Genomic DNA, 23,236 nt, shown 5'->3' on the forward strand with positions numbered 1-23,236 from the left:
GACGCCGGCGTCTGCACCAGACGCCCTGAGTGCCTCGAGACGGTCCCGGATCCGGCGGTGTCTCGACGCGTCGACGGCGTCTCGCCGGGACGCCGTCGTCTCGCACCCCACGCCGTCTCGCCCGGACGCCAGCGCCGCCCTCGCCCGGACGCCAGCGCCGCGCACCGTCCGGACGGCTGGTGCTGCTGGCCCCGTGTCCCGGGGCGACACCGTTTGCGAGCCGGGGTGGTACACCAGTACCCTCACGGGGTCCATCGCCAGCCGTTCGACGGGAACCTCCATGGCATCACCGCTCCGCATCAAGTCGATCGAGGCCTCCCTCGCCGACTCCGAGGAGGAGGGTCGCTCGCTCAAGCGGTCCCTCAAGACGTTCGACATCGCCGCGATGGGCATCGCGGTCGCCGTCGGCGCCGGCATCTTCTCGGTCGGCGCGAACGCCGCCGCGAACTTCGCCGGCCCGAGCGTCATCATCTCGTTCCTGCTCGCAGCCGTCACGTGCGGCCTGGCGATCATGTGCTACGCCGAGTTCGCCTCGACCATCCCGGTCGCCGGCTCCGCGTACACGTTCACGTACGCCACGATGGGCGAGCTGCTCGCGTGGATCGTCGGGTGGGACCTCATCCTCGAGACCCTGACCGCGAGCGCCGTCATCGCGAAGTACTGGGGCATCTACCTGAGCACCGCGTTCGGGGTCTTCGGCATCGACCTCCCCGACACGATCCAGCTCGGCCCGATCGGCTTCACGTGGGGCCCGGTCCTCATCGTCGGCGTCTTCACGCTGCTGCTCGCGTTCGGCACCCGCCTGTCGTCCCGCGTCTCCGCCGTCATCACGATCATCAAGGTCGCGATCGTCGTCTTCGTCATCGTCGCCGGGGCGTTCTTCGTCAAGGCCGCGAACTTCACCCCGTTCGTCCCGCCGGCCGAGGCGTCCAAGGGCGCCGAGGGCGGTGTGCTGACGCAGTCGCTCGTGTCCTTCGTGACCGGTCAGGCCCCGGCGCAGTACGGCGTGTTCGGCCTGCTCGCCGCGGCCTCGCTCGTGTTCTTCGCCTTCATCGGTTTCGACGTCGTGGCGACGAGCGCCGAGGAGACCGAGAACCCGCAGAAGACCCTGCCCCGAGGCATCTTCATCGGCCTCGGCATCGTCACGCTGCTCTACATCGGCGTCAGCATCGTCATCACGGGCATGGTCTCCTACCAGCGGCTCGCCGACGAGGAAGCGCCGTCCCTCGCCTCCGCCTTCGACATCGTCGGACTGCCGTGGGCCGCGGGCATCATCGCGATCGGCTCGCTCATCGGCCTGACCACCGTGGTGATGGTCCTGCTGCTCGGCCTGTCCCGCATCGTCTTCTCGATGAGCCGCGACGGTCTGCTGCCCCGCTGGTTCTCGAAGACGAACCCGAAGACGCAGACCCCGGTGCGGGTGCAGGTCGTCGCCGGTGTCGTCGTCGCGTTCATCGCCGGGTTCACCGCCGTCGAGCGCCTCGAGGGCATGATCAACATCGGCACGCTCTCGGCGTTCGTGCTCGTGTCGATCGGCATCGTGGTGCTGCGCAAGACCCGCCCGGACGCACCGCGAGCCTTCCGGGTGCCGTGGGTGCCGGTCCTGCCGATCCTCTCCGCGGTGCTGTGCTTCTGGCTCATGCTCAACCTCGAGGTCGAGACCTGGCTGCGCTTCATCGCCTGGCTGGCGATCGGGTTCGCGATCTACTTCGGCTACAGCCGACGCAACAGCCGGGTGGGCAAGGGCCTGCAGTAGCGGCGGCGGCCTCGCCGCATGCACAACGGGAAGCACCTCGCGCCACGGATCGCCGTGGCGCGAGGTGCTTCTGGTTGTGCCGGAGCAGCCCGCGCCACCGCCCGCCGCCCGCGCCACCGCCCGCCGCCCGCGCCACCGCCCGCCGCCCGCGCCGCCGTCCGCCGCCCGCGCCGCCGTCCGCCGCCCGCGCCGCCGCCCGCCGTGCCGGGTGCCGCACGCCCCGCGCCGCGGCGGCTACGCCCCGACGGCGAGCGCGACGCCGAACGACAGCATCACGACGGCGACGAGCCCGTCGAAGACCCGCCACGTGAGCGGCTTCGCGAACAGCGGTCGGAGCAGTCGTCCCCCGAACCCGAGTGCGCCGAACCAGAGGCAGCTCGCGGCGACCGCGCCGACGGTCCACCACCAGCGGTCGTCGACACCCTGCTGGTTCGCCACCGAACCGAGGAACACGAGGGTGTCGAGGTACACGTGCGGGTTCGCCCACGTGAACACGAGCATCGTCGCGACCGCCGCACCGAGGGTCGGGACGGCGCGTGCTGCGGAGGCGGTCCGTGTCGCGACCGCGGGTGTCGTGGTCCGGCCGGGAGGCTCCTCCGCACTCCGTCCCGCAGCCCCGCCCCCGCCGTCGGGAACGACGGTGTCGTCGGCCCGCCGCGCGGCTCGGCCCGCGGCCGGTCCGGGGTCACCAGCCGCCTGCGCGGCCGTCTCGGACGAGGCCGTCGCAGGCGCCGCGACCGCCGTGGGCGCGACCGTCGTCGGCGCCACCACGCCGTCGTCCGCCGCCTCCTGCTCGACGGCCATGGCCTCCCCGGTGGGACGGAACGCCCGGCGGGCCGCGAGCACCCCGTACACCACGAGGAACGCCGCGCCCACGAACCGCACCACCACGAGCGCGACGGGGAACCGCTCGACGACGACCCCGACGCCGAGCACCCCGGCGACGATGAGCACCGCGTCGGACACCGCACAGACGGCGACCGCGGCGGCGACGACCCGCGCCGGGGCGCTGACCGCGAGCCGGAGCAGGTACGCGTTCTGCACCCCGATCGCGACGATCAGGGCGAGGCCGGTGCCGAGACCGGCGAACAGGGGGAGGAGGACGGTCACGGTCTCGACGGTAGGAGCGACCCCCGGTGCAGTCCAGCTCACGTTCCTGAAGGTCCGTAAGCTCTGCTGCATGCTCCGTCTGCAGCGGGACCACCTCGAGACGCTCCTCGCCGCCGTCGACCACGGCACGCTCGACGCTGCGGCCCGCGCCCTCGCGATCACCCCGTCCGCGGTGTCGCAGCGCATCAAGGCGATGGAGCAGCAGCTCGGCCGGGTGCTGCTCCAGCGGACGACGCCGGTCGCGCCCACCGCCGACGGTGCGGTCGTGCTCCGGCACGCACGGCAGGCCCGGCTCCTCGAGGACGAGACCGCCCGGGCGCTCGGCGCGGTCGGGGATGCGGACGCGCCCGTCGTGCCGTCGATCCCGCTCGCCGTGAACGCGGACACGCTCGGCACGTGGTTCCTCGACGCCCTCGCGCTCGCCCGAGCCGACACCGAGGTCGTGTTCGACCTGCACCGCGAGGACCAGGACCGCACCGCCGAGCTCCTCCGTGCGGGCACCGTGATGGCCGCGGTCACCGCAGAGGCCGACCCGGTGCAGGGCTGCTCGTCGGTGGCACTCGGGGTCGACCGCTACCGGGCCGTCGCCGCGCCTGCCTTCGTCGACCGGTACCTCGCCGGTGCGGTGTCCGAGCGGCAGATGACCGCACGGCTCGACGCGGTCCCGCTCGTCGACTACGACCGCGACGACGACCTGCAGCAGGGGTACCTCCGCCGGGTCCTCGGGCACGCCCCTCGCGGGCCGCGGCACTTCGTCCCGACGTCGGCAGACTTCGCGCGCGCGGTGTCGCTCGGCTTCGGGTGGGGGATGCTGCCGGAGGCCCAGTGCCTCGACGGCCTGCGCAGCGGAGCACTCGTCGAGCTCACGCCGGGGCGTCGGGCGGACGTGGCGCTGTGGTGGCAGCGGTGGAACCTGGCGTCACCGCTGCTCGAACGGGTGACCGAGGCCGTGCGGGCGACCGCGCACGAGCGACTGCACCAGCCCGGCTGACCGCGGACGCTCTCCGCCCCGCCCAGCGGGTTGCGGACCCCGCCCGCGGTGCCGGATCAGACGGTCGCCCGCCAGCGCAGCCCGTCGACGAGCAGTCCGACCAGCTGCTGGCTCTGCTCGGTCGTCGGCGCCCCGTGGCAGAGGTCGGCGACCGCGCGGAGCAGCTGCGTGGCGTCGATGTCGTTGCGGATGGTCCCCGCTGCCGAGGCCGCGTCGAGCAGTCCGGTCAGCGCCCCGCCGAGTCGACCGATGAACCAGGGGTGCAGTCCCTCGAACGCCGGGTCACCGGACTGGAGCGCCGCAGCGAGCCCGCGCTTCGTCGCGACGAACCCGGTGAACCGCTGGAGCCAGAGCGCGAGGGCGTCGTCCGGCGCGTGGTGCTCGGCGAGGTCCGCGGCGGCGTCGGCGCACTCCTCGACGGCCTGCTGGAACACCGCGACCACCAGGTCGGAGCGCTGCGGGAAGTGGCGGTACAGCGTGCCGACACCGACGCCGGCGAGGTCGGCGATCACCCTGGCGGGAGCGTCCACGCCCTGGTCGGCGAACACCTGACGGGCAGCGTCGACGAGGGCGTCGAGGTTGCGGCGGGCATCGGCGCGCACGGTTCCTCCGAACGGGGTCGCGGTGAGGGCTTGCGGAAACGGAACAGCTTTCCGTATCGTTGCGGAAGAGCGTTCCGCTTCGAGCCAGCCTACGACGACCGGCCTCGGGACGCCACCGACAGGAGGCACCACCATGCAGTACCGCACCCTCGGCCGCACCGGCATCCAGGTCAGCCCCTTCGCGCTCGGCGCCATGATGCTCGGCACCGACGGTCGCATCGGCAACGGCGACGAGCAGGACTCCATCCGCATCGTGCACCGCGCGCTCGACGCCGGCATCAACATCATCGACACCGCCGACCGCTACTCGCAGGGCGGGTCCGAGGTGCTCGTCGGCAAGGCGATCAAGGGCCGGCGCGACGACGTCGTCCTCGCCACGAAGTTCAACGGTCCGATGGGGGACGACCCGAACCGGCGCGGCAACTCCCGCCGCTGGATCACCGCGGCGGTCGAGGACTCGCTCCGACGCCTGCAGACCGACCACATCGACCTCTACCAGGCGCACCGCCCCGACGACACCGTGGACCTCGAGGAGACCCTGTCCGCACTCACCGACCTCGTCCGGAGCGGCAAGGTGCGTGCGATCGGCTCGTCGGACTTCCCCGCATCGATGCAGGTCGAGGCGCAGTGGACCTCCGAGCGTCGCGGTCTCGAGCGCTTCCGGTCCGAGCAGCCGACCTACTCGATCCTCAGCCGGGGCATCGAGCGCGAGGTCCTGCCGGTCGCCCAGCGCTACGGCATGGGAGCGCTGGTCTGGAGTCCGCTCGCCGGCGGCATGCTGACCGGGCGCTTCCGTCGGGGACAGCAGAACGACCTGTCGCGGGCGGGCATGTTCCGCCACGACCAGGACGACCGGCGGATCGACGCCGTGGAGCAGGTCGTCGCCCTCGCCGAGGAGACCGGCATCCCCACCACCCACCTCGCCCTCGCGTTCGCGATCGCCCACCCCGGCGTGACGAGCGCGCTGATCGGGCCGCGGTCGGTGGAACAACTCGACGACCTGCTGGCGGCGGCGGACGTCGCGCTCTCCGACGAGGTGCTCGACCGCATCGACGCGATCGTCCCGCCGGGCACCGACGTCACGCGGCTCGACCAGCAGTACCAGCCGCCCGCGCTCCTGCGACCCGAGCTCCGCCGTCGTCCGGCCGCCGAGCGCTCCGCCGCCTGACGCCCCCTCGCCCTCCGCAGGACGCAACCCCGGCGGTTGCTCGCAGCGCTGTACCGCTGCGAGCAGCCGCCCTCGTTGCGTCTCGCGAAAGAGCGAGAGAGCGAGAGAGCGGGGGAGCGGCGGGGCGGGGGAGCAGGGGAGTGGTGGCGCCCCACCCGATCCCGCAACGCGGTGATGCGGGAAACCGCAAGAAGCAGCGGGGTCCTGCGGGATTCACACGACGGACACCCGAGCGCGTCGAGCGGGTCGTAGTGTCGCACTCGACCGACGGCACGGGCCGTCGCCGCACGACCGCTCTCGACACCGAACACCGCGACCGCACCCTCGGTCGCGACCTCCCCGGCGCAGGATCCCTGGTCCCTCGCCGAGCCGGACCCATCCCGACGGTCCGGGCCCATGTCGCCACAGTCGCCGACGCCCGTCTCGCGACCCGTCGGCGTCCCTGCCTGCGGGCCGCGAGCTTCTCCCGACCCGACAGGAGATCCTCATGTCCGCACCAACGGACGTCCGTCGCGCACGCCCGGACGCCAGCACCCCGCAGTACCGCCGGAGCGCCCAGCCGCAGTCCCCGGACGCGGCCCAGCCCGTTCAGCCGCAGCAGACGGAACTGCTCCAGCAGCCCCGACTGCTCCAGCAGCAGGCGCTCCCGCCGCAGCCGCTCCCCCAGCCGCTCACCCCGCGTGACCGCGAGCGCGCCCGTCGACGCCGGCAGGCCGAGCAGGTCGGGCACGTGCGACCCCGCTCCGAGAGCCGCGCGCACAGCCCCGTCATGGTGCTCATCGTGCTCGTCGCGACCCTCGGCGTGATGGCCTACGCGGTGTTCCTCCTCGACCCCGCGAACCGCGGCGACTTCCTGCCGTACGGCCTGGTGATCGTGGCGGAGAGCGTGCTGGTCGGCCAGGCGCTGCTGTCGATGTGGACGATCCTGTCCGGCGGTGCCGACCCCCGGGACTTCGCGTTCCACCACACGCAGGACACCCTGTTCGACCGGGACACGATCGAGCGCGACGGGCTCACCGACCAGCCGCACCGCTGGCCGATGCACGTGCGGGGCCGTCAGGTCGAGGTCGACGTCTTCATCACCGTCTACGGCGAGGAACTGTCCAAGATCGCCGCCACCGTGCGGGCAGCGGTCGCGATGCGCGGCGAGCACCGCACGTGGGTGCTCGACGACGGCCGGAGCGACGAGGTCCAGGCGCTCGCCGCCCGGCTCGGCGCGCGGTACGTCCGCCGGCTGTCGTCGCACGGTGCCAAGGCCGGCAACATCAACCACGCCCTGACCCTCGCCAAGGGCGACTACTACGCCGTGTTCGACGCCGACTTCGTCCCGGAGCCGGAGTTCCTGTTCGAGACCGTGCCGTTCTTCGCGGACGACACCATCGCGTTCGTGCAGACGCCCCAGACCTACGGCAACCTGCACAACCTGGTGTCCCGCGGCGCCGGGTACATGCAGACCGTCTTCTACAAGTTCATCCAGCCCGGCCGGAACCGCTTCAACGCGGCGTTCTGCGTCGGCACGAACGTCATCTTCCGCCGCAGCGCGATCGACGACATCGGCGGCATGCACACCGACTCGAAGTCCGAGGACGTCTGGACCAGCCTGATGCTGCACGAGCGCGGGTGGAAGTCGGTCTTCATCCCGATGACCCTCGCCGTCGGCGACGCACCCGAGACGATCGAGGGCTTCACGAAGCAGCAGCTGCGCTGGGCGACCGGCGGGTTCGAGATCCTGCTGACGCACTTCCCGTTCAACCCGAAGCACCGCCTGACGATGGACCAGCGTCTGCAGTACCTGGTGACGGCGAGCTTCTACCTGACGGGCATCGTCCCCGGGCTCCTGCTCCTCGTGCCGCCGCTCGAGATCTTCTTCGACCTCCGCCCGATGAACCTGTCGATCGGTGCGGGCGAGTGGGTGCTGTTCTACCTCGGGTTCTACCTCATGCAGGTGGTGCTGGCCTTCTACGCGCTCGGCTCGTTCCGCTACGAGACGCTCCTGCTCGCGGCGGTGTCCTTCCCGATCTACGCGAGCGCGCTCTGGAACGTGCTGTGCGGCAAGGAGCAGGCCTGGCACGTCACCGGTGCCGACCGCGGACGGACACCCTCACCGTTCAACTTCATCGTGCCGCAGGTGCTCGTCTTCGTGTTCCTCACCCTGACCAGCGTGGTCGCGGTCTGGCGGGACACCGGCAACGGGCAGTTCACGCTCGCCACCGCGTGGAACATCACGAACACGCTGGTCTTCGCCGCGTTCATCGTCGCGGCGTTCCGCGAGCAGGCCCGCAACCGCGTGGCCGACCGGCAGCGCGCTCGCGGCGAGGCCGTCCGACCGGCCGCACCGCTGGTGCAGGCCCCGGTCAGCCCCGTGCGGACGACCGTCGTCCGCCCCGACACCCTCGAACCCCAGCGCGCCGCGATCGCCGGCGTCGCGATGCAGCTGCAGGACGGACCCCGCGCATGACCTGGACCAACCGACTCCGACTGTTCGGCGGCCTCGTCGTCGTCCTGGTGATCGTCGCCGCGTGCACCCTCGTGTTCAACCAGCGTCAGAGCGCCGTGGCGAGCACCTCGGCGGCCATCGCCGCGCAGGAGTACGCCGTCGGCACCGACTACGGCGGGACCGTCACCGAGGAGTACGTCCAGGAGGGCGACTCCGTCACCAAGGGCGAGAAGCTCCTGCAGGTGCAGAGCCTGCAGCTGGCGCAGGACATCCGGAAGGGCGTCGTCGGCGCGGACACGCAGACGAGCGCGTACGACATCGGCGAGGACGGCTTCATCACGTTCAAGGCCGAGGTCTCGGGCACCGTGGCGAAGATCGACGTGAAGACCGGCGGGTACGTGCAGGCCGGTTCCGAGCTCGGCACCATCCACAAGGAGGACAGCCTCTTCGTCACCTCGGAGTTCACCGTCACCGCACGCGACTACGGGCGCATCCGGAACGGTGCCGAGGTCGAGCTCCGCCTGCCGGACGACCGCACCATCACCGGCACCGTGAAGAGCGTCAGCGTGGAGACGAACGACGACGGCCGGGCGAAGACCACCGTCGACGTCGAGAGCCCCGAGCTGTCGGCCTCGCCGTCGTCGGGCATCACGAGCCCGGGCACGCCCGTCGACGCGACCCTGCACCTGCGCGACGACGGCACGCTGGCGGGCGTCACCGACGCCGTCCGCGACTTCTCGCGCCAGATCGGGCTGTAGCCGGTGCGGCACCACCTGCACCCCGGCCGCCGCCCTGCGGGCGCACGCCGGGCCTCCCGGTCGACGCTCCTGGTCGTCCCCCTGGTGACGTCCGTCGCCCTGCTGCTCGCTGCGTGCACCGGGACGGGAGGCACGGACCACCCGACCCCGTCGGCCACCCCGACCGACGCGGCGGCCCAGGCACGCGCGGTCGCCGCCCTGGGCGACGTCGCGTCGTCGACGGTGGGCACGATGCGCCTGGCCGAGGGACTGACCCCGCCGACGAACCGGTGGTTCTCCGGCCTGGTGTTCGGCGACGCACCCCAGCCGGTGTTCCCGACGCCGATCTCGTGGCAGGTCACCGACCACGGCTTCGCAGCCGGACTGCCCGACGTGACCGCGACCGAGAAGACCATCGCCGGCGGCGCCGTACCGCAGGTCGGCTTCGACCTCGGCGCGACGAGCACCCTCGTGTCGGCGTACGACGCGGTGTCGGTGACCGTCGAGCACCGCGACGGCGACACCGTGCTCGGGCACTCGGTCGTCGCCGAGGGGTCGCCCCTCGTGACCTACACCGCCGACCGCGACCAGACGCTGACCGGCACCTCGCCACTCGACCCGACCGGCGACGGCACGGCGACGATGTCCGGCGGCGGTCGCACCTGGCAGGTCGTCGTGCGCGACGGCTCGGTCGCCGCGTCCGGCGTGCGCCTGCGCAGCGGCGGGTCGGTCGTGCTCCTGCCGACGCCGGACGGCGCGTCGTCGTCCGAGGTCTCCCGGCTCGTCGCGGCCGCACGGCCGCTCTCCGGCTCGTCGCTGGAGCGCAGCGCGTCCGGTGGGTCCCAGCGCACCACGCTGTCGTACGACTTCGACGGCGGTGCCGGGGTGCTCGTGCCGCAGCCCGGCCAGGGCACCCGCGGGCTGACGTGCACCGACCTGCGGGTCGCGACGCTGACGGGTCCCGCGCCGGTCTGCACCGGGACGGCGCTGCGCTTCGACGCCGACACCGTCGAGCCGTCCGACCGGCTCGACCTGTCCGGCCTGTCCGACGGTCAGCGGGACACCCTGGCCGCACAGGTCCGGCAGGACGCCGCCGGGGTCGACGCCTCGTCGTACGCGGCCGACTCGTACGGCGGCGGCAAGGACCTGTACCGCGTCGCCACGCTGTACCGGCTCGCCGTCGCGCTCGGGCTCGACGACCAGGCCGCGGCGCTGAAGACGTCCGTCGTCGCGGAGCTCGACCAGTGGTTCGACCCGGCGGGCTGCGGCGGGAGGACCGCGCGGTGCTTCGCCTACGACCCCGAGGTCCACGGGCTCGTCGGCCAGGAGGCGTCGTTCGGCTCGGACGAGTTCAACGACCACCACTTCCACTACGGGTACGTGCTGTCCGCCGCTGCGATGGTGGCCGACGGTGACGCGTCCCTCGTGCGGAAGTGGCGCACCGTCGCGGACCTCGTCGCCGCGGACATCGCCTCGCCGACCGCGACGGAGTCGTTCCCCGCGCTCCGCGTCTACGACCCGTACGCGCAGCACTCCTGGGCGTCCGGCTACTCGCCCTTCGCCGACGGCAACAACCAGGAGTCGTCGTCCGAGGCGGTGTCCGCGTGGAACGGCCTGGCCCGCTGGGGTGCCGTGTCCGGGTCGGCCTCGCTCGAGTCCACCGGCACCTGGCTGCTGTCGAACGAGGCCGCCTCGGCGCAGCGCGACGTGCTCGACCCGGACCTGTCGGCGTTCCCGGGCTTCACGCACCGGGTCGTCTCGCTGACCTGGGGCGGCAAGCGCGACCACGCGACGTGGTTCAGCGCGGCGGCCGCGGCGCCGGCGGGCATCGAGCTCATCCCGATGCCCGCGATGGCGGCGGAGTACGTCGACGCGGGCGGCCGGCAGCAGATCGGGCGCGTGCTCGACGAGGCCGTGCCGGACGGTCGCTACGACGTCCAGTTCGGCGACTACCTGCTCATGTACCGGGCGCTCGGCGGGAAGGCCGACGCGGCGGCAGCCCTGCGCGACGCGGAACGGCTGCCGGACGCGGTGATCGACTCGGCGAACACGCGGTCGTACCTGCTCGCGTGGATCATGACCCAGGGTCGGGCGTAGCGGCCCGTCCCCCGCGCGAGCCCGACGGGCGGCACGACGGTCCACCGACCGCGTACCGCCCGTCGTTCGCTTCCCGGACGCCCTGGGGTCCTGCACGGGGACCGCGGCCTACCGTCCACCACATGACCACGCGAGCCAAGACCGCCACCGCGCTGCTCGGCGCTGCCACCCTCGCCCTGCTCCTGACGGCGTGCGACCCGGGCGGCGCCCAGAACATCGACCCGGTCGGCAAGGTCCCCGGGGACGAGCAGAAGTCGCAGTCGACCGAGTGCGCCGTCGCCGCGAGCAACGCCGTGGACGCGATCGGCACCGCGGTCGGTCCCCACGACACGACGGACTTCGCGAACGTGGCGGAGGGCGACGGTGGCTGGTACCTGGCCGCGTCGATCGTGCCGTCGGACAGCAAGGACGCCAACGACGACGAACTGACCATCTGGGCGACGGCGACCGACCCGACGGCCGACGACTGGGACGGCACGATCTACGCCGTGAACCAGACCGCGAAGGACGCCACCTCGGACGAGTCACGCTCGGCGTCACCGGCACCGAGCGCGTTCAGCGCGGACTCCGACGCCGCGAAGCGCGCCGAGAGCTGCGCCGTCGAGGCCGCCGACCGCTGACCCCGCCCCAGGCCTGGTGCCGCGCGGCCCCGTGCTGCTCGCTGGCGGGCCGTCCCGGGCTCCGGTCGGCCCGGCTCAGGTCTGACAGCGCGGGCACCAGTAGGTGTCCCGCAGCGTGAGCTCCGAGTCGCCGAGCTCGCCCCGACGCACCGGGGTGCCGCACCGCAGGCAGGGCTTGCCGGCGCGGCCGTAGACCCAGAAGCGGCGCCCGGGCCGGTCGACGCCCGTCGTGACGCGGTTGCTGCGGTCACGGTTCATCGTGATGAGCCGGTGGGACAGCGCGATCGCCCGCGCCGGGTCCGGCACCTGTCCGACGGGTCGCGTCGGCAGCACCCCCCGCAGGAAGCACAGCTCGTTCCGGTACACGTTGCCGAGTCCGGCCAGCACGCGCTGGTCGAGCAGCGCGAGCCCGATCGGGCGCTCCGGGTCCGCCGTCAGGTTCTCGAGCGCCCGGTCGGCGTCCCAGTCGGGACCGAGCAGGTCGGGGCCAAGGTGCCCGACGACCTCGGACTCCTGGTCGCGCGGGACGACCTCGAGCACCCCGAGGGTGAACCCGACGGTGGAGACGTCCTCGGCGTCGAGCACGACCCGGGCCTGGTGCGCGGGCCGTCGCCACCGCTCCCCGGGCGCGTAGACGTCCCAGCGGCCCTCCATCTTCAGGTGCGAGTGCACGGTCACGTCGCCGATGCGGTGCAGCAGGTGCTTGCCGCGGGGCACGACCTCGTCGACCGTCCGTCCGACCAGGTCGAGGGTCGCGAACGCGGGGACGCGGAAGTCCGAGCGGGTCAGGACCTTGCCCGCGAGCGCGGTGTGCAGGCGCCGGGCAGCGCGGAAGACGGTGTCACCCTCGGGCACGGCACACCTCCGCTGCGGCTCGTCCGGTCGGCCGTGTCACGTCCCGTGCACCGGCGCACGCCCGGGAGGCCCTGGTCGCGTCAGACACGCAGCCGCAGTCCCTGCGGGGTCGCCGTGAACCCCGCCTCGCGCAGTGCCGACCCGAGCGGCGTCTCCAGCACGAAGTCGCCGTCCACCCGCTCCACCGAGAGCTTCCGCAGCCCGCTCCGCACGGTGGCGGCGATCGAACGCGCCGCGACCGCGAGGTCCGCCGGGTCGTCGGTGAAGGTCAGGACGGACTTCCCGCCGCGCTCGACGTAGACCGCGAGGCGGCCGTCGACCGTGGTCACGAGGGCCCCGGCCTTCCGCCCCGGTCGGTGTCCGCGACCGCTCGTCGACGTCGACCGGCTGGCGGGGACGGCCGCACCGCGGGCGCCCGTCGGAGCGGCGTCGGCCGCGGGACCGGGAGCAGCGGGGTCGGCGTCCGGGTCGGCGGGGGCGTCGTCCGACGGCCACGGCAGCGCCGCACCGTACGGGTTCGCCGGGTCCGTCGCCGCGAGCGTGAGTGCCTGGCGTTCGCGGTCCGGGTCGGCGCGCTCGTCGTCGTCGAGGTCGCGTGCGTAGGTCCGGAGCCGGTCCACGGTCGGGCTCGTCGCGAACTGTGCCGCCCCGAGCCCCTCGACGAAGTACCCGCGGCGTGCCCGGCCGGACTCCTCGAACCGGCTGAGCACCCGGTAGACACCGGCGAACCCGCCACGGACGCCCTCGACCTGCACGGCACCGCGGGTCACGACGCCGTAGCGCTCGAGCAGCTGCTCGGCGGTCGCTGCCGCACGCAGCGTCGAGTCGGACTCGGCGAGCGGCAGGATCGACCACCGACCACCCACGGACGGCGGACCGGACTGCGACGGCAGCGTCGGCCGACGCCGCCCGCGGTACGCCCGGGCCCGCGGCGCGCTCGTCGACCTCGCCTTGCCGCCGAGCATCGACCGCAGCGGCGCGAACGTGTCGTTCGTGACCTGTCCGGCCCAGACCAGGTCCCACAGCGCGGTCGTCAGGGCCTGGTCGTCCGTGCTGCCGACCGCCTGGCCGAGCTGCCGGAAGAAGTAGGCACCACCGCCGGCCAGCGCTCCGAGGACGTCGCGCTGCAGCTCGGTGGTCTCGCCGCCGTCGGGCTCCGCCAGGGTCGTCGACGCGGTCTCGGCGAGGTGCAGGCGCACCCAGCCGTCGTTCCCGGGCAGCGTGCCGCCGCCCGACCACAGGACCTCGCCGGTGGCGGTCAGCTCGTCGAGCATGCTCGTGGAGTAGTCGCTCACGCGGGACGGCAGCACGAGGGTCTCCCACGAGCTCGCGGGCAGGGCGACGCCGGCCAGCTGGTCGATGACCTGCAGCACCCCGTCGACCCCGCGCAGCCCGCCGCGGGTGCCGGGCGCCTGGACGTGCTGCCACGCCGGCAGGAACCGGGCGAGGGTGTCCGGCGACACCGGCTCGACCTCGTGCCGGAGCGCGGCGAGGGACTTCGTCCGGATGCGGCGGAGCACCTCGGCGTCGCACCACTCGGCGCCCTGGCGGTCCGGGCGGAACTCGCCCTCGACCACGCGGCGGTCGGCGACCAGGCGGCGCAGGGTGTCCTGCACGACGGCGATGCCGAGGCCGAGCCGGCTCGCGGCCTCCTGCGCGGCGAACGGTCCGTGCGACCGGGCGTACCGGCCGACCAGGTCGCCGAGCGGGTCCGCGACGGGTTCGACGAAGGCGGTCGGCACGCCGATCGGCAGCGGGACGCCGAGGGCGTCGCGGAGGCGGGAGGCGTCCTCGATCACCGACCAGCGCGTCGCACCGCCCTGCGTGAACGACAGCACACGACGGTCGCGCTCGAGGGTCTCCAGCGCCGACCGGACGGTCGCACGCGCGGCGTCGGGGTCAGCGGCGTCGGCCACCCAGCTGCGGGCGACGAGCTCGTCCAGCTCGAGGGCGCCGACGAGCCGCAGCACGTCGACGAGCCCCTCGGTGTCGCGCGCTCGACGGTCGGGGGAGAGCCGCTGCAGGTCGCGCTCGACGGAGGCGATGACCGCCGGGTCGAGGAGCTCGCGGAGCTCGGCCCGTCCGAGCAGCTCTCCGAGCAGCGTCGAGTCGAGCGACAGTGCCGCCGCCCGGCGCTCGGCCAGCGGCGAGTCGCCCTCGTACATGAAGGCCGCGACGTACCCGAACAGGATCGACCGGGCGAACGGCGACGGCTGCTCGGTCTCGCGCTCGACCAGGCGGATGCGGCGCTCGGCGATCTGGTCCGAGATGCCGAGCAGCGCCGGCACGTCGTAGACGTCCTGCAGGACCTCGCGCACGGTCTCGAGCACGATCGGGAACGTCGGGTACTTCCGCGCGACCTCGAGCAGCTGCGACGCCCGCTGGCGCTGCTGCCAGAGCGGCGACCGCTGCCCGGGGTTCCGCCGCGGCAGGAGCAGGGCCCGGGCCGCGCACTCGCGGAAGCGGGCGGCGAAGAGCGCCGAGCCGCCGACCTCGTCGGTGACGAGCGCCTCGAGGTCGTCGCGCTCGAACACGAACAGGTCGGCGCCGGGCGGTTCCGCGTCGGTCTCCGGGATCCGCACCACGATGCCGTCGTCGGCCGCCATCGCGTCGCCGTCGATGCCGTGCCGCTCGCGCAGCCGGGCGCCGACCGCCAGGGCCCACGGCGCGTGCACCTGCATGCCGTACGGCGAGTGCAGGATGAGCCGCCAGTCGCCGAGCTCGTCGCGGAACCGCTCGACCACGAGCGTGGTGTCGTTCGGCACGTGACCGGTCGCCGCACGCTGGTCGCGCAGGAAGGTCAGCAGGTTCGTCACGGCCCGCTCGTCCAGCCCGCCGGAGGCGACCCGGGCACGCGCGTCGTCGTCGGAGGCCGCGTCGACCTCGCGCACGAACGCACCGGTCGCCCGTCCCAGCTCGGCGGGACGACCGATGCCGTCGCCCTTCCAGAACGGGACCCGCCCGGGCTGCCCGAACGCCGGGCTGACGATGACCCGGTCGTGCGTGATCTCCTCGATGCGCCAGCTCGTCGCGCCGAGGGCGAAGACGTCGCCGACGCGGGACTCGTAGACCATCTCCTCGTCGAGCTCGCCGACGCGCGACGCCTTCTCGCCGACCATGAAGACGCCGAACATGCCGCGGTCCGGGATCGTGCCACCGCTCGTCACCGCGAGCCGCTGGGCGCCCGGACGCCCGGTCAGGGTGCCGTGCACGCGGTCCCACACCAGGCGCGGCCGGAGTTCGGCGAACTCGTCGCTCGGGTACCGCCCGGTCACCAGGTCGAGCGTCGCCTCGAACGCCGACCGCGGCAGCGAGCTGAACGGGGCGCTCCGCCGCACGAGCTCGAACCAGTGCTCCACCTCGACGGTGTCGATCGACCCGGCGGCCACGGTGTGCTGCGCGAGGACGTCGAGCGGGTTCGCGGGCACCGAGATCGACTCGATCTGCCCGGAGACCATGCGCTCGACGGTGACCGCGCTGTTCACGAGGTCGGCGCGGTGCTTGGGGAACAGCACGCCGCGGGAGATCTCGCCGACCTGGTGTCCGGCGCGACCGACGCGCTGCAGGCCGCTGGCGACCGACGGCGGGGCCTCGACCTGGACCACGAGGTCGACCTCGCCCATGTCGATGCCGAGCTCGAGCGAGCTGGTCGCGACGACGCAGCGCAGACGTCCGGACTTCAGGTCGTCCTCGATGATCGCGCGCTGGTCCTTCGACACGGAGCCGTGGTGGGCGCGGGCGAGCACCGGGACCGACGGGTCGGAGCCGCCGCCCTCGGTCTGTCCGGACTGCCCGACGAGCTGCGCCGGCGGTCGCTTCGGCTGTGCGACGGGCGCGTGCGCGGACGCCCGTCCGGGGGACTGCGTGACGGGAGCCGACCCGGCCACCGCGCCCACGGCCTCCGCGCCCACGACCTCCGGGGCGCCGACCGCAGCCGTGCCCACACCCGCCGTGTCGACGGCCGCGAGCACGCGTTCCTCGTGGATCTCGTTGAGCCGTGCCGTCAGGCGTTCCGCGAGTCGGCGCGAGTTGGCGAACACGATCGTCGAGCGGTGCTCCTCGATGAGGTCGACGACGCGTTCCTCGACGTGGGGCCAGATCGAGCCGTTCGTCGGTGACTCGGTCGCGTCGGCACCGACCGGCGGGGCCCCGAGCTCGGTCATGTCGTCGACCGGCACGACCACGCGCAGGTCGAAGGTCTTCTGCGCCGGCGGGGCGATGATCGACACGGGCGCGCGGCCGCCGAGGAACCGGGCGACCTCCTCCGCGGGGCGCACGGTCGCGGACAGGCCGATCCGCTGCACGGGCTTCTCGAGCAGGTCGTCGAGGCGCTCGAGCGAGACCGCCAGGTGTGCGCCGCGCTTGGTCGAGGCGACCGCGTGGACCTCGTCCACGATGACGGTGTCGACGTTCACCAGGGTCTCGCGCGCCCGCGACGTGAGCATGAGGTAGAGCGACTCGGGCGTCGTGATGAGGATGTCCGGCGGCTGCCGCAGGAGCCGCTGCCGGTCGGACGACGGGGTGTCACCGCTCCGGACGCCCACCGTGACCTCGGGCGGTTCCGTCCCGAGCCGACGCGCGGTCTGCGTGATGCCGACGAGCGGGCTGCGGAGGTTCCGCTCGACGTCGACACCGAGGGCCTTGAGCGGGGAGACGTACAGCACGCGGGTGCGCTGCTTCGCCGGCGGACGGTCGCTCGCGCTGATGAGCCGGTCGATCGACCAGAGGAACGACGCCAGCGTCTTGCCGGAGCCGGTCGGGGCGACCACGAGCGCGTGCTGCCCGGTGGAGATCGCGTCCCACGCGCCCGCCTGCGCCGCGGTCGGGCCGGGGAACGCGCCGCGGAACCACTCCGCGGTCGCGGGGGAGAAGCGCTCGAGGACGTCCGTCATGGTCCGTCCCATCCTGCCCGTCGCCACCGACAGCGGTCCGAGGGAGGACGGGTGCTTGACAGGCCGATCCGTAGCGATCTATCGTTGACCCATCGCGATAGGAACACAACGCATCGCGAGCTCACGTCACCACCGACAGGAAGGAGTCATCATGCGCCCCTCGTACGATGACCTCGACAGCACCACGCCCCGCCGCGGCCCCCGCGGCACCGGTCCGCGCGGCCCCCGCTTCGGCGGCGCGCGGCAGCACCACGGCCACGGCTTCCCCGGCCGCGACCGCGGCGACCACGACCACGGCGGACGCGGCGGCTTCGGCCCCGGGTTCGGCGGACGCGGCGGCTTCGGCCCGGGCTTCGGTCCCGGCTTCGGCGGCGGCCCCGGCTTCGGGCGCGAGCGCCGCCGTCGCGGCGACGTCCGCCTCGCGATCCTCGGGCTGCTCGCCGAGGGCCCGCAGAACGGCTACGCCGTGATCAAGACCATCGCCGAGCGCACCGGCGGTGCCTGGAAGCCGAGCCCCGGCTCGGTCTACCCGACGTTCCAGCAGCTCGTCGACGAGGACCTCGTCGTCTCGAACGGCGACGGCCGCAAGACGCTCTTCGAGCTCACCGACGCCGGCCGCGCCGAGGCCGAGGCGAAGGCGGACGAGATCGCCGCCGCATTCGACGCCGCGCCGGGCATGCCCGACACGCAGCGCGAGTTCGTCGAGGCCCTCCGCAAGGCGATGGGGGTGCTGCACATGTACCGCACCAGCGCCTCCGACGAGCAGACCAGGGCCGCGACGGCGAAGGTCGACCAGCTCCGCAAGGACCTGCTGCAGATCCTCGCCGAGTAGCGCCGTGCCGGACGGGAGGCACGTGGCGACCCCGCCACGCGCCTCCTGGCCGTCAGTCGGTCACCCGGTCACCTTCGCGGGAGCGGCCGTCAGGACGCGTCGACGAACGCGGCCACGTCGGCGAGCTCCTCGGCGGACACCGCGTGCGGCAGGCCGACGTACGTCCGGTCGGTCACGTCCGTGTGCGTCGCGGCCCACGCCTGCGTCCGCGCGGTGGCCTCGGCCGGGATCACCGGGTCGAGGTCGCCGTGTCCCAGGAAGACCCGGGGACGGACGGCCGCGACCGCCTCGTCGCGGGAGTCGGTCACCCCGGGCACCACGAACCCGGACAACGACACCGCGAAGGCGAACGCGGCCGGTCGGGCACGCAGGAGCTGCAGCGCCATCGACCCGCCCTGCGAGAACCCGAGCAGACCGATGCGCGGGTGGTCGGCGGACACGGCGTCGATCCAGTCGAGGACACCGGCGACCGCGGCGTCGACCGGCTCGAGCGCGGGGGACCCCGGCGTGCCGAGCGGGTACCAGGAGAACCCGGGACCCCACGGCATCGGTGCGCGGAGCGATGCGACGGTCCAGACGGACGGCAGCGCGGGCGCGAGCCCGAGCAGGTCGCGCTCGTGCGACCCCACCCCGTGCATGGCCACGAGCAGGGGCGTGCCCGCGCGTTCCCCGGTCGGACGGGTCCACTGCACGATGTCCGCATCGATCACGGGGACCACGCTAGCCGTCCACGGCGACCGTGCCTCCCGCCGAACTCGCCGGGGCGACTGGTAGACACGGTGCATGGCCTCGCTGCGCACCCCCGACCCCGACTCCGGCTGGCTGTCCGACGAGGAGCTCGCCGACGTCCGTCGTCGACTCCCCATCTGCTACGTCGAGGCCCTGCCCGTCCGGACCGACGGGCTCGGTGTCGTGACCGAGGTCGGCGTGCTGCTCCGTGTCGCCCCGAGCGGCTCGATCGCGCGCACGCTCGTCTCCGGCCGCGTGATGTTCGGCGAGTCGATCCGCACGGCGCTCTTCCGGCACCTCGAGAAGGACCTCGGTCCGATGGCGTTCCCGCAGCTCCCCGCGAGCCCCACGCCCTTCACGGTGGCCGAGTACTTCCCGCTCCCCGGCGCCTCGGTGTTCACCGACGAGCGGCAGCACGCGATCTCCCTCGCGTACGTCGTCCCCGTCACCGGCACCTGCGAGCCCCGGCAGGACGCCCTCGAGCTCACGTGGATGAGCCCGATGGAGGCAGCTTCCGACGCCGTCGCCGAGGAGATGGAGGGCGGCCGCGGCGCACTCCTGCGCGCCGGCCTCGCCTCGGTCGGCGCCCTGCACTAGCCATCACATCACCGCGGCGCTCCCGGGCCGCGCCCGCGACCGAACCGACACGGTGCCCGCACACGACGAAGCCCCCGGAACCATGCGGTTCCGGGGGCTTCGCAGCTCGGTCGTGGACCGGCTTCAGTGCTTCTCGTCGCGGAGGGAGTCCGCAACGCCGTGCGCTGCGCCCTTGACGTCGTCGACACCCTGCTTGGCCGACGCCTTGGCCTGGTCGGTCTGACCCTCGGCCTTCAGCTTGTCGTTGCCGGTCAGGTTGCCAACGCCCTCCTTGACCTTGCCGACGAGCTTCTCGCCGGTGTGGTTCTCTTCGCTGCCAGCCATACGGTCTCCTTCCAACGACGGACGATTCCCCGTCGGCCACTCGCGCGGCCGTCGGTGAAGGAGAACCTACGCGCGGGGACACCCGGTGCTCCCACCGGGCGTCCAGGTTCCGGACACCGTCGCTCCGGCCGAGCGGACCGCTCAGTGGCGGTCGGCAGCCCCCGCCGGACGCGATGCGCGACGCGAGCCGCCGCGGCGACGACCGCCGCCGGACTCACCCGCACCGGAACGACCCGCTGCGTAGCCGCCCTCGGACGACCACACCGGGGCGGACCCGCCACGGACGACGTCACTCGACGCCCGACGGCTCCCGCCCGAACGACGCTGCCCACCGGCGGCCGCACCGCCCGACGCTGCAGCACCCGAGCCCGAGCCGTTGCCGCGACCGGCACCACCGGCGCGCCCGGTGCCACCAGCGGAGGCCGGAGCCCCCGCGGTGACCGGACGACCACCGCGACCACCGGCGGCGCGACCCGAGCCGCGACCGGTCGAGGCGGTCTCGGGAGCCTGCGTCGAGCCTCCCGACCGGCCGCCGCGACCACGGCGACGACCGCCGCCCGCGGACTCGGCGAGACCCGTCTCGGTCGCACGCGGCTGCCGCTGGCGCTGCTGCTGTGCGGGCTGCTCCGGAGCGAGGTGGCGGATCGGCGCGACCTCGCCGACGAGCGACGCGACGGCCGGCGAGGTCGCGGTGACCTGCTGCGGGGTGACCTTGATCGCGGCGGCACGCATCATCTGTGCGACGTCGCGGCGCTCGGCCGGCAGCGTCACGGTGACGACGTCACCCGAGGACCCGGCACGCGCGGTGCGGCCCGAACGGTGCAGGTACGCCTTGTGCTCGGTCGGCGGGTCGACGTGCACGACGAGCTCCACGTGGTCGACGTGCACACCACGGGCGGCGACGTCGGTGGCGACGAGCACGAGGGCCTCGCCGGAGGAGAACTTCGCGAGGTTCCGCTCACGCGCACCCTGCGACAGGTTGCCCTGCAGGTCGACGGCCGGGATGCCCTGGCTCGTGAGCTGCTTCGCCAGGCGCTTCGCGTGGTGCTTGGTGCGCATGAAGAGGATGCGGCGGCCGGTGCCCGAGGCGAGCGCGCGGACGAGGTCCTTCTTCGCGTCGGCGTCGGCGACCTCGAACAGGTGGTGGGTCATCGCCTCGACCGGGCTGGTCTCGTCGTCGACCGAGTGCATCACCGGGCTGTGCAGGAACTTCTTGACGAGCTTGTCCACGCCGTTGTCGAGCGTGGCCGAGAACAGCAGGCGCTGCCCCTGCTCCGGGGTCGCCTGCATGATCTTCGTCACGCCGGGCAGGAAGCCCATGTCGGCCATGTGGTCGGCCTCGTCGAGGACGGTGACCTCGATGTCGCCGAGGCTCACGTGCCCCTGCTGCATGAGGTCGGCGAGGCGGCCCGGGCAGGCGACGACCACGTCGACACCGGCGCGGAGCGCGTCGACCTGACGGCCCTGGCCCACGCCGCCGAAGATCGTCGTCGTGTTGAGGCCCATCGACTTCGCGAGCGGGGCGAGGGTCGCGTCGATCTGCGTCGCGAGCTCACGGGTCGGGGCGAGCACGAGCGCACGGGGGCGGCCGGCGCGGCGCGGGCGACGGCTCGCGGCCAGACGGGCGGCCAGGGGGATCGCGAAGGCGATCGTCTTGCCGGAGCCGGTGCGCCCGCGGCCGAGCACGTCCTTGCCCTGCAGGGAGTCGGGGAGCGTGTCGGCCTGGATCGGGAACGCGGTCTCCTTGCCCTGCTGGGCGAGGGACTGGACCATCGGCGCGGGGACGCCGAGGTCGGAGAAACGGATGTCCTGGTTGGTCATGGTGACCTTTCGGGCCGGCTCGTGCCGGCCGTGGGCGCGCTGGCATGTGGCGCGCGGGCGGGAACCCCGCGTCAGCAGAGGCTGACGCGGTCGCCGCAGCAGAGAGCCTGGCACCGGGATGTCGGTGCGCGATCATCGACCGGATGAGGGTCGGGAGTCGGGGGCGTCCGTACGACGCACGAGGCGATCGGCGCCTCGAGTACCACCAGCATAGCGGGTGCTCGTCGAACGAGCCGGGGCCGTTCGCGTCGGGCGTGCGACGTGGCGTGCGACGGGGCGTGCGATGATCCCGTGGTGCGCACGCGATCCGTCCTCCTGACCACCGCGATCGCGCTGGTCGCCGTCCTCGGCAGCGCAGGCTGTGCCGAGGCCGCGACACCCGCCGGGTCGACGGCCTCCTCGTACCGGAACCTGCCGACCTCGGGGCGCCCCGACTACCAGCTCGGCGGTGGGTACACGCCGCCGTCCGGGGTGACGATCGTCGAGCGGGACAGCACCGACCGCCCGGCCGCCGGGAAGTACTCCGTCTGTTACGTCAACGGCTTCCAGACCCAGCCGGGAGCGCTCGCCGGGTGGGAGCGCCGGGCGCCGTCGGCGCTGCTGCGCGACGGTTCCGGCGAGCTCGTGGCCGACCCGGGCTGGCCGGACGAGGTGCTCCTCGACACCCGGACCGCCGCGAAGCGCGCCGCGATCACGAAGGAGCTCACGAAGTCGGTCGCGCGGTGCGCCGACCGCGGGTTCGCCGCCGTCGAGTTCGACAACCTCGACTCGTGGACACGGTCGGGGAAGCGACTGACCCGCGCGGGGAACCTCGCGCTGGCGGCGACGCTCGTCCGGCTCGGGCACGACCGCGGTCTGGCCGTCGGGCAGAAGAACACGCCGCAGCTCGGGAAGGCCGGGCGGCAGTCGACGGGCTTCGACTTCGTCGTCGCCGAGGAGTGCGTGCAGTACGACGAGTGCTCGGCCTACACGGCCGCGTACGGGAAGCGCGTGGTCGACGTCGAGTACGCGGACACGCTCGACCGCTCGTGGGCATCGGTGTGCCGCCTGCGCGACCGCCCGGCCATGACGATCCTGCGGGACCGCGACCTGGTCACCCCGGCGTCGGACGAGTACGTCTTCGAGCACTGCTGAGGACCCCGTCCGGTCCCGTCCCGCCCGGCGCGACGCAACGTCGGCGGCAGTGCGCAGGAGCACAGCGCTGCGAGACCTCGCCGACGTTGCGTGTCGCGGAGGGCGCGCACGGCGGTCGGCCGGGAGGCACGGTGTGCCTTCCGCCCCGCGCGTCGCGGACGGCGGGCGGTCGCCTCAGGCGGGCCAGGCGTCGCGCAGTGCCGCTGCGGCCTGGTCGGCGGACAACCCGGCCGCTCGCGCGGCGGCGGCCAGGGCGTGCGCTGCCCCGGCGACGGCGTCGGGCACCTCGGCCGGCCGCACCACCCGCGTGCCGGCGCCCCGGGCGGTGTGCACGAGCCCGGCCTCCTCGAGCAGCTGGTAGGCCTTCGCGACGGTGCCCGCGGCGAGCGAGAGCTCCTCGGCCAGGGCGCGCACGCTCGGCAGGCGCTCCCCGTCCACCAGGTACCCGGCGGCGATCTGCGCCGCGATCTGCGAACGGACCTGCTCGAAGGGCGGCACCCGGCCGCCCGCGTCGAGTGCCACGAGTCCCGTCAT

At 73.5% G+C, this 23,236-nt stretch carries 18 protein-coding genes; 10 read left to right on the forward strand and 8 right to left on the reverse strand.

The genetic code is table 11. The features are described from left to right. Positions 1-280: 280 nt before the first annotated feature. The gene (locus tag JOD95_RS10220; protein WP_066657154.1) at positions 281-1,756 is read left to right on the forward strand and encodes an APC family permease; all 1,476 of its coding nucleotides are present in this window, start codon (positions 281-283) and stop codon (positions 1,754-1,756) included. 234 nt (positions 1,757-1,990) lie between these two features. Here the strand turns inward: JOD95_RS10220 and JOD95_RS10225 are convergent, their stop codons facing one another. Beyond that, positions 1,991-2,866, reverse strand: a complete 876-nt coding sequence (locus JOD95_RS10225) for a LysE family transporter (protein ID WP_307810418.1) — start codon at positions 2,864-2,866, stop codon at positions 1,991-1,993. 70 nt (positions 2,867-2,936) lie between these two features. Here JOD95_RS10225 and JOD95_RS10230 point away from each other — a divergent pair, with 70 nt between their 5' ends. After that, positions 2,937-3,857: a LysR family transcriptional regulator ArgP gene (locus tag JOD95_RS10230; RefSeq protein ID WP_209684881.1), complete on the forward strand. Its 921-nt coding sequence runs from the start codon at positions 2,937-2,939 to the stop codon at positions 3,855-3,857. A gap of 56 nt (positions 3,858-3,913) precedes the next feature. Here the strand turns inward: JOD95_RS10230 and JOD95_RS10235 are convergent, their stop codons facing one another. After that, a complete protein-coding gene (locus tag JOD95_RS10235) occupies positions 3,914-4,459 on the reverse strand; it encodes a TetR/AcrR family transcriptional regulator (protein ID WP_209684882.1) in 546 nt (181 codons plus the stop codon). 133 nt (positions 4,460-4,592) lie between these two features. Here JOD95_RS10235 and JOD95_RS10240 point away from each other — a divergent pair, with 133 nt between their 5' ends. The 5 genes from JOD95_RS10240 to JOD95_RS10260 all read left to right on the forward strand — a co-directional run bounded on the left by JOD95_RS10240 (position 4,593) and on the right by JOD95_RS10260 (position 11,518). Further along, on the forward strand, positions 4,593-5,627 hold the full coding sequence (locus tag JOD95_RS10240; protein ID WP_209684883.1) for an aldo/keto reductase: 1,035 nt from the start codon (positions 4,593-4,595) through the stop codon (positions 5,625-5,627). 487 nt (positions 5,628-6,114) lie between these two features. Further along, positions 6,115-8,085, forward strand: coding sequence for a glycosyltransferase family 2 protein (locus JOD95_RS10245; RefSeq protein ID WP_245172048.1), 1,971 nt, complete (start codon positions 6,115-6,117; stop codon positions 8,083-8,085). After that, positions 8,082-8,822, forward strand: a complete 741-nt coding sequence (locus JOD95_RS10250) for an HlyD family efflux transporter periplasmic adaptor subunit (RefSeq protein ID WP_066657136.1) — start codon at positions 8,082-8,084, stop codon at positions 8,820-8,822. Before JOD95_RS10245 ends, JOD95_RS10250 begins: the two co-directional genes overlap by 4 nt. Before the next feature lie 84 nt (positions 8,823-8,906). Continuing rightward, entirely contained in the window at positions 8,907-10,898 is a 1,992-nt protein-coding gene (locus JOD95_RS10255; protein ID WP_209684884.1) for a glycosyl hydrolase, read from the forward strand. A 122-nt stretch (positions 10,899-11,020) separates the two neighbouring features. Next, a complete protein-coding gene (locus JOD95_RS10260) occupies positions 11,021-11,518 on the forward strand; it encodes a hypothetical protein (protein ID WP_209684885.1) in 498 nt (165 codons plus the stop codon). Positions 11,519-11,593: 75 nt separating this feature from the next. Here the strand turns inward: JOD95_RS10260 and JOD95_RS10265 are convergent, their stop codons facing one another. Next, positions 11,594-12,373, reverse strand: a complete 780-nt coding sequence (locus JOD95_RS10265) for an Fpg/Nei family DNA glycosylase (RefSeq protein ID WP_209684886.1) — start codon at positions 12,371-12,373, stop codon at positions 11,594-11,596. 80 nt (positions 12,374-12,453) lie between these two features. Beyond that, positions 12,454-17,265: a DEAD/DEAH box helicase gene (locus JOD95_RS10270; RefSeq protein ID WP_209684887.1), complete on the reverse strand. Its 4,812-nt coding sequence runs from the start codon at positions 17,263-17,265 to the stop codon at positions 12,454-12,456. A gap of 151 nt (positions 17,266-17,416) precedes the next feature. On the opposite strand from JOD95_RS10270, the gene JOD95_RS10275 reads away from it, so the two are divergent. Further along, positions 17,417-18,097 (forward strand): PadR family transcriptional regulator, encoded by a 681-nt coding sequence (locus JOD95_RS10275; RefSeq protein WP_066657116.1) that lies wholly within the window; start codon positions 17,417-17,419, stop codon positions 18,095-18,097. An 89-nt stretch (positions 18,098-18,186) separates the two neighbouring features. On the opposite strand, the gene JOD95_RS10280 is transcribed toward JOD95_RS10275, so the two are convergent. Then, on the reverse strand, positions 18,187-18,807 hold the full coding sequence (locus JOD95_RS10280; RefSeq protein WP_271826690.1) for an alpha/beta hydrolase: 621 nt from the start codon (positions 18,805-18,807) through the stop codon (positions 18,187-18,189). Between the two features lie 73 nt (positions 18,808-18,880). Here JOD95_RS10280 and JOD95_RS10285 point away from each other — a divergent pair, with 73 nt between their 5' ends. Then, entirely contained in the window at positions 18,881-19,423 is a 543-nt protein-coding gene (locus JOD95_RS10285; RefSeq protein ID WP_066657112.1) for an NUDIX hydrolase family protein, read from the forward strand. A gap of 123 nt (positions 19,424-19,546) precedes the next feature. Here JOD95_RS10285 and JOD95_RS10290 read toward each other — a convergent pair whose 3' ends face one another. Further along, positions 19,547-19,747 (reverse strand): CsbD family protein, encoded by a 201-nt coding sequence (locus JOD95_RS10290; protein WP_066657109.1) that lies wholly within the window; start codon positions 19,745-19,747, stop codon positions 19,547-19,549. Between the two features lie 141 nt (positions 19,748-19,888). Next, positions 19,889-21,568: a DEAD/DEAH box helicase gene (locus JOD95_RS10295; protein WP_209684889.1), complete on the reverse strand. Its 1,680-nt coding sequence runs from the start codon at positions 21,566-21,568 to the stop codon at positions 19,889-19,891. 294 nt (positions 21,569-21,862) lie between these two features. Here JOD95_RS10295 and JOD95_RS10300 point away from each other — a divergent pair, with 294 nt between their 5' ends. Beyond that, the gene (locus JOD95_RS10300) at positions 21,863-22,702 is read left to right on the forward strand and encodes an endo alpha-1,4 polygalactosaminidase (protein WP_209684890.1); all 840 of its coding nucleotides are present in this window, start codon (positions 21,863-21,865) and stop codon (positions 22,700-22,702) included. A gap of 174 nt (positions 22,703-22,876) precedes the next feature. Here the strand turns inward: JOD95_RS10300 and JOD95_RS10305 are convergent, their stop codons facing one another. Further along, entirely contained in the window at positions 22,877-23,236 is a 360-nt protein-coding gene (locus tag JOD95_RS10305) for a GntR family transcriptional regulator (RefSeq protein ID WP_066657105.1), read from the reverse strand.

Origin of the sequence: Curtobacterium sp. 1310 (genome assembly GCF_017834105.1) — a bacterium.
In the GTDB taxonomy this organism is placed as follows: domain Bacteria; phylum Actinomycetota; class Actinomycetes; order Actinomycetales; family Microbacteriaceae; genus Curtobacterium.